The following is a 12,948-nucleotide window of genomic DNA, read 5'->3' on the forward strand; positions in this document are numbered from 1 at the left end:
ACCAAGGAAGAGAGCGCCACGTGGAATCCGAAGTCGGTCGAGTCCAACTCAGTCACGATCCGCGTAGTCAGCACGACGATCCCCTGCTGGACTGTCTGCTGACCTTGTGTGTGTTGCATCAAAAGCCCGCCAGTCGGGTGATGCTGACCACCGGATTGCCACTGCCTGCCCAGCGCCTGTCCCCCGAGTTGCTACCCCGTGCCGCAGCCCGCGCCGGGTTGCAGGGGCGCTTGCTGCAGCGCAGGTTGGAGCAGATTCCCAGTATCGCCATGCCCGCCATATTGTTGCTCAAGGAGGGCCGCGCCGCTGTTCTGCTGGGCTGGGAAAACGCCGACACGGCACGCCTGCTGCTCAGCGAGAGCGACGGTGGCGAGGTCCTGGTCAGCCGCGAAGCATTGCTTAGTGATTACAGTGGCCGTGTGTTCTTCGCCCAGCCGCAGCACAAGTTCGATGTCAACCACGGCAACCTCATCCCACGAGCCCGCTCCTGGTTCCGCGATACGCTGCTGCGCAGCAAATGGCTTTACATCGACGCCATCGCCGCCAGCCTGGTCATTAACCTGATCGCTTTGGCCGCACCACTGTTCGTGATGAACGTGTACGACCGAGTCGTACCCAACCAGGCCACCTCCACCCTCTGGGTATTGGCGGTGGGCATCACCGGGGCCTATGTCTTCGACCTTATCCTCAAGGGATTGCGCAGCCTGTGCCTGGACCTGGCTGGCAAGAAGACCGACCTGATCATTTCGGCGACGCTGTTCGAGCGCATCGTCGGCATGGCGATGAAGTATCGCCCGGCGCGGGTCGGCAGTTACGCGCAGAACATCCACGAATTCCAAGGGCTGCGCGACTTCCTGGCCTCGTTGACGCTCACCAGCCTGATCGACCTGCCGTTCACCCTGATCATCCTCATGGTGATCGCGATCATCGGGGGGCACCTGGTATGGATTCCCGTCCTGGCCTTCCCGTTGGCCCTGGGCATCGGCTACGCCTTGCAGAAGCCCTTGATGGCAACCATGGAAAAGACCATGGCACTGGCCTCCGAGCGTCAGTCGAGCCTGATCGAGACCTTGGCGGGCCTTGACGCGGTCAAGGTCAACAACGCCGAAAGCGAACGTCAGTACATGTGGGAGCAGACCCTCGGCACCCTCAGCCGCCTGGAGCTACGGGTCAAGGTGCTGTCGGGTCTGGCCATGAACATCACCCTGTTGATCCAGCAACTGGCCGGGGTCGCGATGATCTGCGTCGGCGTCTACCTCATCATCGACGGCAGCCTCAGCATGGGTGGCCTGGTAGCCTGCTATATGCTCAGCGGCCGTGCGCTCGGACCGCTGGGCCAGCTTAACGGGCTGCTGGCGCGCTACCAGCAGGCGAAGGTGACCATGGCTGCCACCGACCAGATGATGGAGCTGCCTCAGGAGCGCAATTTCGAAGAGCGTCCGCTCAGGCGCCAGGTGCTGCAAGGCGCCATCGAGTTCCGTGGTGTTGATTTCACCTACCCCAACCAGCAGAACCAGGCACTGAAGAACGTCAGCCTTACCATTCGCCCAGGGGAGAAGGTGGGCATCATCGGACGCAGCGGCTCGGGCAAGAGCTCGCTGGCCAAACTCATCGTCGGCCTGTACGAAGCTTCCAACGGTTCGCTGTTGGTCGACGGGGTGGACATTCGCCAGATCGACGTCAGCGAACTGCGCCACAACATCGGCTACGTGCCCCAGGATATCCAACTGCTGGCCGGCACCCTTCGCGATAACCTGGTCAGTGGTGCCCGCTACATCGAAGACGAGATGATCCTGCAGGCCGCCGAGCTGTCCGGCGTGCATGAGTTCGCCCGCCTGCACCCCGATGGCTACGAGCTGCAGGTTGGCGAGCGCGGGCAGAACCTTTCCGGCGGCCAGCGCCAGAACGTCGCCCTGGGCCGGGCACTGCTGCTCAACCCGCAGATCCTGTTGCTCGACGAACCGACCGCGTCCATGGACAACACCGGCGAAGAGCGCCTCAAGCAGCGCCTGCAGGCGGTCATCGAAACCAAGACTGTGGTGCTGGTGACCCACCGCGCTTCGCTGCTGTCGCTGGTCGACCGGCTGGTGGTCATCGACCGTGGCCAAGTGGTTGCAGACGGTCCGAAAACCGCCGTCATGGATGCGCTGAAGAAGGGGCAGATCAGTGTCGCTTAGGCTCGATATCGGTCACCTCAAGGACCACCTGCGGCGTTACTTCAAAGGCTCGGATTCGCTCCGTGGGCAGCCGCTGCCCGAGGTCAACAAGGCGCTGATCGAAGATGCCCCGCGGGTGGTGCGCATGACCATCTGGGGGGTGATCACCTTCTTCATTTTCCTCATCGTCTGGGCCAGCTTCGCGCCCATCGACGAAGTGACGCGGGGCGAGGGCAAGGCGATTCCGTCGTCCAGGGTGCAGAAAATCCAGAACCTCGAAGGAGGTATCGTCGCCGAAATCTTCGCCAAGGAAGGGGAGATCGTCGAAGTGGGCGAGCCACTGTTACGCCTGGACGAAACCCGCTTCGCGTCGAACAAGGGCGAAACCGAGGCCGATCGCGTGGCCATGGCCCTGCGTGTCGAACGCCTGAGCGCCGAGGTTGAAGGCACGCCTCTGAACATCGACCAGAAACTGCGCGACGCAGCGCCCAGCCAGGCCGCGAGCGAAGAGTCGCTGTACCAGAGCCGACGTCAGCAGCTAAGCGATGAGGTGGGGGGCTTGCAGCAACAGTTGGTGCAGCGCCAGCAAGAGCTGCGCGAGTTCCAGTCCAAGCACGACCAGTACGCCAGAAGCCTGCAGCTGCTGCGTCAGGAAATCAGCATGTCCGAGCCACTGGTGGCCAAAGGCGCGATCTCCCAGGTCGAGATCCTGCGCCTGCGTCGTTCCGAGGTAGAAACCCGCGGCGAGGTCGATGCTACGGCCCTTGCCATTCCCCGCGCCGAGGCGGCGGTGAAGGAGATCCAGAGCAAGATCGAGGAAACGCGCGGCAAGTTCCGCAGTGATGCCCTGACCCAACTCAATGAAGCCCGGACCGAACTGAACAAAGCCACCGCTACCACCAAGGCGCTCGACGATCGAGTCAACCGCACCGTGGTCACCTCGCCGGTGCGTGGCATCGTCAAGCAGTTGCTGGTCAATACGATCGGCGGCGTGATCCAGCCGGGCAGCGACATCATGGAAGTGGTGCCGCTGGACGACTCCCTGGTCATCGAGGCCAAGATCCTGCCCAAGGACATCGCCTTCCTGCACCCGGGCCAGGAAGCCATGGTCAAGTTCACGGCCTATGACTTCACCATCTATGGCGGCCTGGAAGCCAAGCTCGAACAAATAGGCGCCGATACCATCCTCGATGAGGACAAGAAGACCACTTACTATCCCATTCGTCTGCGCACCGAGCGCAGTCACCTCGGCAGCGACGATAATCCGCTGCTGATCATCCCTGGCATGGTAGCCACGGTCGATATCAAGACCGGCAAGAAAACCATCATGAGTTACCTGCTCAAGCCGATCATCAAGGCGCAGACCGAGGCGCTGCGGGAGCGTTAGGCGCTGTGCAAGCGTCGGCGGAATGCGTTTGCGGGCGGCTGGCGAGATCTGGAATTACCGGCGAAATTTGACCTTGGTCACACAAATCGTTCGGCAAACGTGTGCGCCCGCGTCGTTACATATCATGTTGACACTACTTTTCCGAAGTGCTGTAGAATTGACGTCCTAAACCAAGCCTGCCTTCGCATATGTCGTTTTTTTGACGCCTCCTTTTCGTCATTAAGCCGCAGTTGCTCGTGTGCGGCTCTAACCCTCGAAATAGCTTCATCTAGAATTCAGAGTCAGAGTTTTGACGAAAAGCATTCCGTTGTTGGCTATTCCCGGATTAGGTGCCGAGCATAGTCAGTTTCATGAGCAAGGCCTGTATTGGTTGGCCTGTGACACCGCAGAAGACGCCACCACACTATGCCGGCAAGTCATCGAGGGCATGTCCGATCAGGGTCGGGCGGCTCTGATCGGTGACGGGCGTGGTGTGCGTGAGGTACTGGATGGGCTGGATGCGGCTCGCGGTCCAGCGGAGCTGGCACTGTACGAGGCCGAAGGCCAGGCTACCTTGCGCCTGCTCGATGACCTGCCCCGTATCGATATCCCCGGACGCGTTATCCTGGCCCTGGTACCCACCGACGTGTGGGAGGGTAGCAAGGTCGAGCGCTGGTGCCATGCGCTACGCCAGGCTGCCCTCAAGGATGGCGCATTGCTGCTGGTCGTCAGCACGGGGCAAAGCGTCTGGCTGGTGGAACGGCTTCGCGCGTTCAACCAGGCTATCGACGGGCTGGCACAGGTTTACCGTGGCAAAGGCGGCGTGCGGTACCTGCAGCATTTCTGGAGCAACATGCTCGGCGTGACGGGTACGCAGGACGTCGAGCTGGCGCGCCAGGAAGGGGGCTTCGCGGTTGCCGGTACCCTGCAATCGCTGCCTGATACCGGCGGCGATGAAATACTCTGCCTGGCCCAGCGCGAGGTGCTGGAAGGTGCGCCCGCGTTCTCCGAGCATTGGGAAGTGTTCGACAGTATCAGCGAGCTTGGCGCCAAAGCCAGTCGCGCCATCTCGGCCACCGTGATCTTCGCCATGGACGCTGGGCAGCGTCTCGATGTCCTGGCCCGTCAGCTGCATACCCTGCGCCAGTTGCGCGGTAATGCCCTGAAACTGGTCGTGCGCGAGATGGCCCCCACACTGCGCTATCAGGACGAACAGTTGCTGCTGGCCTGTGGCGCCACGCAGATCGTGCCGTTCGGTGCCAGCCTTTCGCGCTTCCTCACCATGGTCGACAGCATCCAGGGCTATGTCTGGCGCCGCAGCTTGCCAACCGATTTCGATGCCTTGCTTGCGCGCCTCCGCCCGCTCCCCGTGTGTGGTTTGGTTGCGCCCCGTACCTTCGCCGAGGCGGTGCAACAGATGTGGCATGGCGTGCGCAATGGTGAAATCGTCCACCAGTTGTTGGTGCTGCGCCCAGCGCCCGGCTTGAGTCCCTTGCAGGCGTGTTCGCGCACGGTGTTCCGCCGCGATGGCGACATAGCCTGTGTCGTGGGCGATGTGCTGTTCCTGTTCCTGTTCGCATGCCGCTCGGAAGGTGTTGAACAGGCGCTGGATCATATCTTCCAGCTGTCCTGGAAAGAGCTCTTCATCAGTCAGGATGTGTTGGTGGGTCTGGACAACCTGGCCACCCCGGCATTTCTCGACGAAACCATGCCGAAGCCTCCGCTGGCCGAATCGGTCGCCTTGCCATCGGCGCAGAAAAGGGCGGCCCTGGCGCCTCGTCAGATCGCCCTGCGTCAGTGGGGGGCAGTATGAATTTTGCGCAATTGCTGCAGGTCATTGGCCTCAGCGCACTGATGACCCTGCTGCTGGTTCTGTTCGTGATGCGTGTTCGCACCCTGGCGCTGGGCTGGCTGCGCCGTCATTTGCGCCCCCGCCACTTGCGACCGGTCGGTGTGCGCCGCCGAGTCGTGCGCCAGGATCCTGAACATGACTAGTTCGACACTCACCGCATCGGTACCCGCAGGCTGGCGCGGCCTGGGTGCCTGGAACCTGTATTTCCTGGCCAAGTTCCTGTTGGTCGCGCTTGGCATGCTCGACTTCCAGGCATTGCCGAACCTGCTGTTCGCGGCACTGCTGTTGGTACCGTTGCCGGGAAAGTGGCTGCGAATCGGTCGGCAGGTCGTCGCGATCCCGCTGGGTGCAGCGTTGTTTTATCACGACACTTGGCTGCCGCCGTTCCGCCGTCTGCTGGAGCAACCGGGGGTACTCGACTTTTCCTGGAGCTACCTGCTGGAGCTGATGGCAAGGTTCATCAATTGGAACCTGATCGGTGCACTGGTATTGCTGTTGGTGGGCTACCTGTTCCTGCGCCACTGGTTGCGCCTGAGCACCCTGAGCCTGGTCGGGCTCGCGTGGCTGGCCGTCGGCGGCCTGCCATCGCTGAACGTCGTGAGCAGCTCACCGACCCTTGCGCGAACCACCACGGCGGCTGCCAGTGCGCCCACGGCGGCGGTGGCTGACAATGCGACCCTCAATGCCTGGCTCGACCGCTTCTTTGCCAGCGAGCGCCAGCGGGTGACCTCATTCCCCGCTGTGAAAGAGGATGAGCAGCCGTTCGACTTACTGGTGATCAACGTCTGCTCGTTGGCGTGGGACGACCTCTCGGCCGTCGGCCTGCATGACAACCCGTTGTTCTCCCGGATGGACGTGATCTTCGATCAATTCAACTCGGCCACTTCCTACAGCGGCCCCGCCGCCATTCGTGTGCTCAGGGCCAGTTGCGGGCAGTCGTCCCATGCCGGCCTGTACCAGCCGGCTCCCGACCAGTGTCTGTTGTTCCAGAACCTCTCCAGGCTGGGCTTCCAGAGCCAGACCTTGCTCAACCACAGCGGCCGTTTCGACAATTTCATTGGCGACATCACTAGCCAGCACATGCCCCAACCTGGTTTCAGCACCGGCGATTTTCCAAGGGCGCTGGTCAGCTTCGACGGCTCGCCGATCGCTGGCGACCTGGATGTCCTGAGCGGATGGTGGGGCAAGCGCAAGGCCTCGGGAGAGCAGCATGTCTCGCTGTTCTACAACACCATCAGCCTGCATGACGGCAACCGCATGGTGACGGCCGACGGCGGTACACGCCCGGCTGACTATGCCACGCGGGCCAATCGCCTGTTCTCGGACCTTGGCAAGTTCTTCGATGAGCTCGAAGGCAGCGGCCGTCGGGTGGTGGTGGCCATCGTCCCGGAACACGGCGCCGCCTTGCACGGCGACCGCATGCAGTTGTCCGGTATGCGTGAGATTCCAACGCCATCGATCACCCACGTACCGGTCGGCCTCAAGTTCATCGGCATGGGCCAGCCTGCTCGTAGCGAGCCGCTCAAGGTCAGTTCGCCGACCAGCTTCCTGGCCTTGTCCGAGCTGGTGTCGCGCGTGTACGCAGGCCTCGGGGCTGGCCAAACCCTGGACTTGCCAAGCTTGCTGACAGACCTGCCGACCACCGAGCTTGTTTCGGAAACCTCCGGTGCCCAGGTCCTGAACTTCCAGGGCCATACCTACATGCGCTTGCAAGGCCAGCCGGATTGGCAGCCCATTCCCAAGGAGAGCCCGTGATGGCTGGTAAAGCTGACCCATCCGATCGCAGTGACGACATCGCTCAGCTTCGTCAGTTTCTGGACATGTCTACCCTGAGTTACCAGGACATCTCCATGATGGTGGGTGTGCAGCAGGCATTGCAGCGCTGGCCATTGCTGGGTGAAAGCTGCCGGGCTCGCCAGGAGCAGGCCCGGCATGATCGCGATCGTACAGTGCAGCCTGAGGCAGTCGTGCCATGATCAGCCTGGCGATGCACGGTTTGCGTGGTGGCCTCGGCCGCAGTGCTGTGCTTGCAGCGCTGGGTTATGCCCTGCGCGAATTGGGCGAGCGCGTGCTGTTGGTCGATCTGAGCCCGGATAATCTGCTGGGCCTGCATTTCAACCTGCCACTGGACCAGCAAGACGGTTGGGCACTTGCCGAACTGCAAGGGCGGCCCGTCGAAGAGCCTCTGTACGAAGTGCTCGATAGACTGTGCCTGATCCCCTTTGGCGACGTTGGCCACAGCCAGCTCAGGGGCCTCGAGGGTTACGACACGGCTGAGCGTTGGCGTCTGCGACAGGCCGTGCTGAGCAAGCATTTCGACTGGCTGTTGTTCGACCTTCCCCATCCTGTCAGTGCCGAGACCACCCGTGGTTTCGAGACGGACATGCGAATCTTGGTGGCCGAGGCCGAGATGGCAAGCCACGTCCTGCTCGGTCGCCAGCAGGTCGAGCGCTACGACCTGCTCATGGTCAATCGCTTCGACCCCGCGAGCAGCCTGCAGAGCGATGTATTGATGGTTTGGCGTGACCTGTTCCGCAACCGTTTGCCGATGCAGTTGGTGCACCGGGACGAAGCTTTCGTCGAAGCCTTCGCCTGCAAGGCGCCGGTGGGCCACTATGCACCGCAGAGCCTGGCATCCCGTGATGTGCAGAGCCTGGCGGTGCGTTGCCTGGCGAGGCGGCAAGCGTGAATCTGACGCCTCTTTCGGCCTACGACTACTTCACCGCTCGGGGCGCTCATCGCCCCGTCGCACTGCTGTTCACCCTGGGCGTATGGCTGGCATATCTGTTCCTGCGCCTTGAGTCGCCTGCCTGGCAAGCGTTGCTGGCTGAGCGTCAGCGACTGTTTCCGCAGTTCGTCGGCAAACGGCCCACGTTGGGCGACCCGCTGCGCCTGTTGATCCAGTGCCTGTGGTTACTGCTCAGACGCGTACCCTCACCTCGCAATCCAGGCCGATTGGCGCGTGGTTTGACCGCCGTGGCGAGTCGCCTGCGTAGCGTGTGGCAGGGTATACGCCGTTACCGCGCCCGATTGGCCGAAACCATGATGCAGGTCCCCGCGCGCTTTCGAGACAGTGCCTTGCAGCACGATGCGGCCCAGCGCTTGCGCCGCTTGAGCGTTTTCGGCAGGCGCCTGTTCTATACCGTTCTTACCCTGTGCGCCGTGGCGCTGGCCCTGCTGTGCGTGACGGAGCCCTTCGGGTATATGGCGCAGTTGGTGTTCATTTTCCTGCTGTGGGGCATCGCCATGCTGGTGCGCTACATGCCAGGCCGATTCCCGACGCTAATGCTCATCGTGTTGTCGACGATCATCTCGTGCCGCTACCTGTGGTGGCGTTACACCTCGACACTGAACTGGAACGACACGCTCGACCTGGTCTGCGGTGTGATTCTGCTGGCAGCGGAGACCTACTCGTGGTTCGTCTTGATCCTGGGTTATATCCAGACGTGCTGGCCGCTGCAGCGCAAACCCGCAAGCCTTCCGCAGAACCCCGGACACTGGCCCACCGTCGACCTGATGATCCCCACTTACAACGAGGATCTGTCGGTGGTACGCACCACCGTGCTCGCCGCACTCGGCCTGGACTGGCCACGTGATCGCCTGCGCATCTATATCCTCGACGATGGCCGGCGCGACGCGTTCCGTGCCTTCGCCGACGAAGTGGGTGTGGGCTACATCGTGCGCCCCGACAACAAGCACGCGAAAGCTGGCAACCTCAACCATGCCCTTGGTGTGACCGAGAGCGAGCTGATTGCCATTTTCGACTGCGACCATGTGCCGGTGCGCTCCTTCCTGCAGATGACCGTTGGCTGGTTCCTCAAGGATCCCAAGCTGGCGCTGGTACAGACACCGCATCACTTCTTCTCGCCCGATCCATTCGAGCGCAACCTGGGCTCTTTCCGCCGGCGGCCAAACGAAGGCGAGTTGTTCTATGGGCTGATCCAGGACGGCAACGACATGTGGAACGCCGCCTTCTTCTGCGGCTCCTGTGCCGTCCTGCGCCGCACCGCGCTGGAAAGCATTGGTGGTTTCGCCGTCGAAACGGTCACCGAAGATGCCCATACGGCCTTGCGCATGCACCGCCAGGGCTGGACCTCGGCCTACCTGAGCATTCCCCAGGCCGCCGGGCTTGCCACCGAAAGCCTGTCGGCGCACATCGGCCAGCGCATTCGCTGGGCGCGTGGCATGGTGCAGATATTCCGTACCGACAACCCATTGTTCGGCCGTGGCTTGAGCCTGTTCCAGAGGGTGTGCTACGCCAACGCCATGCTGCACTTCCTTGCGGGCCTGCCTCGGTTGATCTTCCTCACGGCGCCCTTGGCGTTTCTGCTGCTGCATGCCTACATCATCTATGCGCCTGCCGTGATGATCCTGCTCTACGTGCTGCCGCACATGATTCATGCCAGCCTCACCAACTCGCGCATGCAGGGTAAATATCGTCAGACCTTCTGGGGCGAGGTCTACGAGACGGTGCTGGCCTGGTACATCGCACGCCCCACCACCGTTGCATTGTTTGCGCCGAAGAAGGGCAAGTTCAATGTCACGGCCAAGGGCGGGTTGATGGAGCAGGAGCAGTTCGACTGGCGCATTGCCCAACCGTACTTGGTCCTGGCGGCGCTCAATGTCGTTGGTCTCGGGTTCGCCGTCTGGCGCTTGATCACAGGCCCTGCTGCGGAAATCGGCACCGTGATCGTCAGTTCGCTGTGGGTGATCTACAACCTGCTGATTCTCGGCGCCGCCTGCGCGGTGGCTGCCGAAGTGCGTCAGGTACGTCGGGCCCACCGTGTACAGATGCACTTGCCGGCTGCGCTGCTGCTCGAAAGTGGCCACGGCTTCCCCTGCACATTGGTCGACTACTCCGATGGCGGCATCGGCCTGCAACTGGGCGACGGTGTGACGCCAGCCCCAGGAGCGCGTGTACGCTTGCTGTTGACCCGGGGCCAGCGCGAGTTTGCGTTCAATGCCCGGGTCACCCGAATCGTCGGCCGTCACCTGGGCCTGACCTTCGACGGCCTGAGCCTGCAACAACGTATCGACCTGGTGCACTGCACCTTTGCCCGTGCCGACGCCTGGCTGGGCTGGCAGGACAAGCATGAAGTCGATCGCCCGCTGCGCAGCCTCGGCGAGGTGCTCAAGCTGGGTGGCATAGGCTACCTACGGCTGGTCGAACACGCCCCGGGCTGGCTCAGCGAGCGTCTGCAACCAGTGCGTGAACTGGCGCGTTGGCTGGCCAGCTACATGCCACGCACACCACAACCCCTTCCATCCACGAATCTTGTTGACCGAGACGCATGATGACTCGTTACCCCGCGCGCACTTGGGGCCTGGCGCTGGCGCTGCTCGCCTCCCTGTTCCAGAACGCAGCTGTCGCCTCCGTAGCCCCTCTCGTTATGCCGGCCGAGCCAACGGTCCCCAACTGGCCGGTGATCAAGACGTTCGAGCAACTCGGCCAAGCCTCCGACAGCCTGTTGCTGGGTGTGCGCAACAGCGAAAACATCGAGTTCGGCGTGCGTCGGGATCGGCTGGCCACCGAGGCGGTCCTGCAACTGGACTACACCCCTTCGCCAGCGCTGTTGCCGAACCTTTCCCACCTGCGCGTCTACCTCAACGACGAGTTGATGGGCGTGGTTCCGGTAGAGAAGGATCAGCTCGGCCAGCGTGTGCGGCGTCAACTGCCTTTGGACCCGAAGCTGGTGACCGACTTCAACCGCGTTCGCCTGGAGTTCGTCGGGCATTACACCGACATCTGTGAAGACCCGGCACACAGCGGCCTGTGGTTGAACCTCAACCGCAAGAGCCAGGTGCAGCTGCGCGAGCAGGCGCTGGCTGTGGAAAACGACCTCGCTTACTTCCCGCTGCCGTTCTTCGACGCGCGCGACACTAGCAAGGTCGAGCTTCCGGTGGTGTTCGCCGATTCGCCGACGCTGGGTGAGCAGCGAGCGGCAGCGATCCTGTCGTCATACTTCGGCAGCAAGGCCGGCTGGCGCAAGGCGACCTTCCCGGTATCGTTCGACAGCCTGCCTGCCAGCGGCGACAAGCCCAAGCCGGCCATCGTGTTCGCCAGTAACGAACGGCGCCCGGCGTTCCTCGCCGACCTGGAGAAATTTCCGCCGGTAGATGGTCCAGTGGTGCAACTGATCGACCATCCGACCGATCGCTGGAGCAAACTGCTGCTAGTGCTTGGGCGCAACGACGACGACTTGGTCAAGGCCGCCTCGGCGCTGGCGGTGGGCACCGAATTGTTCCGCGGGTCTCGGGTCAAGGTCGAGCAGATGGCCGCCCTTGAGCCGCGCAAGCCATACGACGCGCCGAACTGGACGCGCACCGACCGGCCGGTGCGTTTCTCCGAGCTGCTCGATTATCCGGAACAGTTGCAGGTCAGCGGCTTACAGCCACGGCCGATTACCCTTGACGTGAACCTGCCACCGGACCTGTTCGTCTGGCGCAACCAGGGTATTCCGTTGCAGACCCTGTACCGCTACACACCGCCGGCCGTTACCGACGAGTCGCGCCTGAGCATCAGCGTCAACGACCAGTACATCACCAGCATGCCGTTGGTGGGTAACGATCGTCGCAGCAGTACGCTCGAAGAAATGCGCTTGAGCGTGCTGTCCACCGACAGTACTGCATTGACCGAGCAATCGTTGGTGCCCGCCCTGAAAATCGGTGCGCGTAACCGCTTGCGCTTCGATTTCAGCTTCGCCAGCACCCTGGGCAGCGCCCAGCGTGACCATTGCCAGACCTCACTGCCCGTTGATGTGCGAGCGGCGATCGATGAGAACTCGACCATCGACCTGTCCGGTTACCACCACTACATGGCCATGCCAGACCTGCGCGCCTTCGCCCGCAGCGGTTTCCCTTACAGCCGCATGGCCGACCTTTCCGAAACCGTGATCGTCGTACCGAGCACGCCCACACCGATGCAGGTCGGTACCTTGCTCGACGTCGTCGGCAGCCTGGCTGGGCAGATCGGTTACCCCGCGCTGAACGTCCGCCTGAGTGACAACTGGAGAAACGTCGCGGATGCCGACGCCGACCTGCTGCTCATCGGCACACTGCCCGAGAGCCTGCACGACGTCCCCAACCTCGGGCTGTTGCTCAATGCCCAGCGAGACTGGATGGTGCAGGGGCGTACCCTGGATGTACCGGGCAGCCAGCGCTTCGATAACGCGCCGGTTGTGCCCAATAGCCGCGTCGAAGTCAGCGCGCAGGCGCCGCTCGCTGCAATCACCGGTTTGAAGTCGCCGTTCCATGAGCAACGCAGTGTCGTGGCGCTGCTGGCCCGTTCCGACGCCGATTACGCCTTGTTGCGCGACGTGCTGGCGGACTCCGGCAAGCTGGAAGCCGTGGCCGGTTCTGTCGCGTTGGTGCGCACCAGCGGCGTCAGCAGCCAGTTCGTCGGTGAGCATTACTTCGTCGGTGAGCTGCCATGGTGGCTGTTGCTGTGGTTCCACCTGTCCGACTACCCGATGCTGATCGCAGTGATCGCTACCGTCAGCGTGCTGTTGTTCGCCTTCCTTCTGTGGCGTGCGCTGCGTTGGGCCGGGCGTCGTCGCCTGGGTGAGGCTGACTGA

9 protein-coding genes are annotated in these 12,948 nt (G+C 62.6%); all 9 read left to right on the forward strand.

Going from position 1 to position 12,948, the window contains the following annotated elements; all coding sequences use genetic code 11:
• Positions 1-20: 20 nt before the first annotated feature.
• The 9 genes from VXM67_RS03010 to bcsB all read left to right on the forward strand — a co-directional run bounded on the left by VXM67_RS03010 (position 21) and on the right by bcsB (position 12,948).
• Positions 21-2,177 (forward strand): type I secretion system permease/ATPase, encoded by a 2,157-nt coding sequence (locus tag VXM67_RS03010; protein WP_023378075.1) that lies wholly within the window; start codon positions 21-23, stop codon positions 2,175-2,177.
• Complete coding sequence (locus tag VXM67_RS03015; RefSeq protein WP_023378076.1) at positions 2,167-3,543, forward strand: HlyD family type I secretion periplasmic adaptor subunit; 1,377 nt, start codon at positions 2,167-2,169, stop codon at positions 3,541-3,543. Before VXM67_RS03010 ends, VXM67_RS03015 begins: the two co-directional genes overlap by 11 nt.
• 301 nt (positions 3,544-3,844) lie before the next feature.
• On the forward strand, positions 3,845-5,335 hold the full coding sequence (locus VXM67_RS03020) for a BcsE family c-di-GMP-binding protein (protein WP_027907871.1): 1,491 nt from the start codon (positions 3,845-3,847) through the stop codon (positions 5,333-5,335).
• Positions 5,332-5,517 carry a cellulose biosynthesis protein BcsF gene (gene bcsF / locus VXM67_RS03025; protein ID WP_023378078.1) on the forward strand — a complete coding sequence of 62 codons (186 nt, stop codon included), beginning with the start codon at positions 5,332-5,334 and terminating at the stop codon, positions 5,515-5,517. Before VXM67_RS03020 ends, bcsF begins: the two co-directional genes overlap by 4 nt.
• Positions 5,510-7,129, forward strand: a complete 1,620-nt coding sequence (gene bcsG, locus VXM67_RS03030; protein WP_023378079.1) for a cellulose biosynthesis protein BcsG — start codon at positions 5,510-5,512, stop codon at positions 7,127-7,129. The genes bcsF and bcsG overlap by 8 nt, the downstream gene beginning before the upstream one ends.
• Positions 7,126-7,350: a cellulose biosynthesis protein BcsR gene (bcsR, locus tag VXM67_RS03035; RefSeq protein WP_027907873.1), complete on the forward strand. Its 225-nt coding sequence runs from the start codon at positions 7,126-7,128 to the stop codon at positions 7,348-7,350. The genes bcsG and bcsR overlap by 4 nt, the downstream gene beginning before the upstream one ends.
• Positions 7,347-8,063 carry a cellulose biosynthesis protein BcsQ gene (bcsQ, locus tag VXM67_RS03040; protein ID WP_027907874.1) on the forward strand — a complete coding sequence of 239 codons (717 nt, stop codon included), beginning with the start codon at positions 7,347-7,349 and terminating at the stop codon, positions 8,061-8,063. Before bcsR ends, bcsQ begins: the two co-directional genes overlap by 4 nt.
• Positions 8,060-10,669, forward strand: a complete 2,610-nt coding sequence (gene bcsA / locus VXM67_RS03045; RefSeq protein ID WP_023378082.1) for a UDP-forming cellulose synthase catalytic subunit — start codon at positions 8,060-8,062, stop codon at positions 10,667-10,669. Before bcsQ ends, bcsA begins: the two co-directional genes overlap by 4 nt.
• Positions 10,666-12,948: a cellulose biosynthesis cyclic di-GMP-binding regulatory protein BcsB gene (bcsB, locus tag VXM67_RS03050; protein ID WP_081669736.1), complete on the forward strand. Its 2,283-nt coding sequence runs from the start codon at positions 10,666-10,668 to the stop codon at positions 12,946-12,948. Before bcsA ends, bcsB begins: the two co-directional genes overlap by 4 nt.

This window comes from Pseudomonas sp. Rh2, from assembly GCF_040762985.1.
In the GTDB taxonomy this organism is placed as follows: Bacteria; Pseudomonadota; Gammaproteobacteria; order Pseudomonadales; family Pseudomonadaceae; genus Aquipseudomonas; species Aquipseudomonas taiwanensis.

Coding starts and splice junctions, on each gene's coding strand:
- bcsQ (WP_027907874.1), top strand. CDS start 7,347: ATGATCAGCCTGGCGATGCACGGTTTGCGTGGTGGCCTCGGCCGCAGT.
- bcsB (WP_081669736.1), top strand. CDS start 10,666: ATGATGACTCGTTACCCCGCGCGCACTTGGGGCCTGGCGCTGGCGCTG.
- bcsG (WP_023378079.1), top strand. CDS start 5,510: ATGACTAGTTCGACACTCACCGCATCGGTACCCGCAGGCTGGCGCGGC.
- bcsF (WP_023378078.1), top strand. CDS start 5,332: ATGAATTTTGCGCAATTGCTGCAGGTCATTGGCCTCAGCGCACTGATG.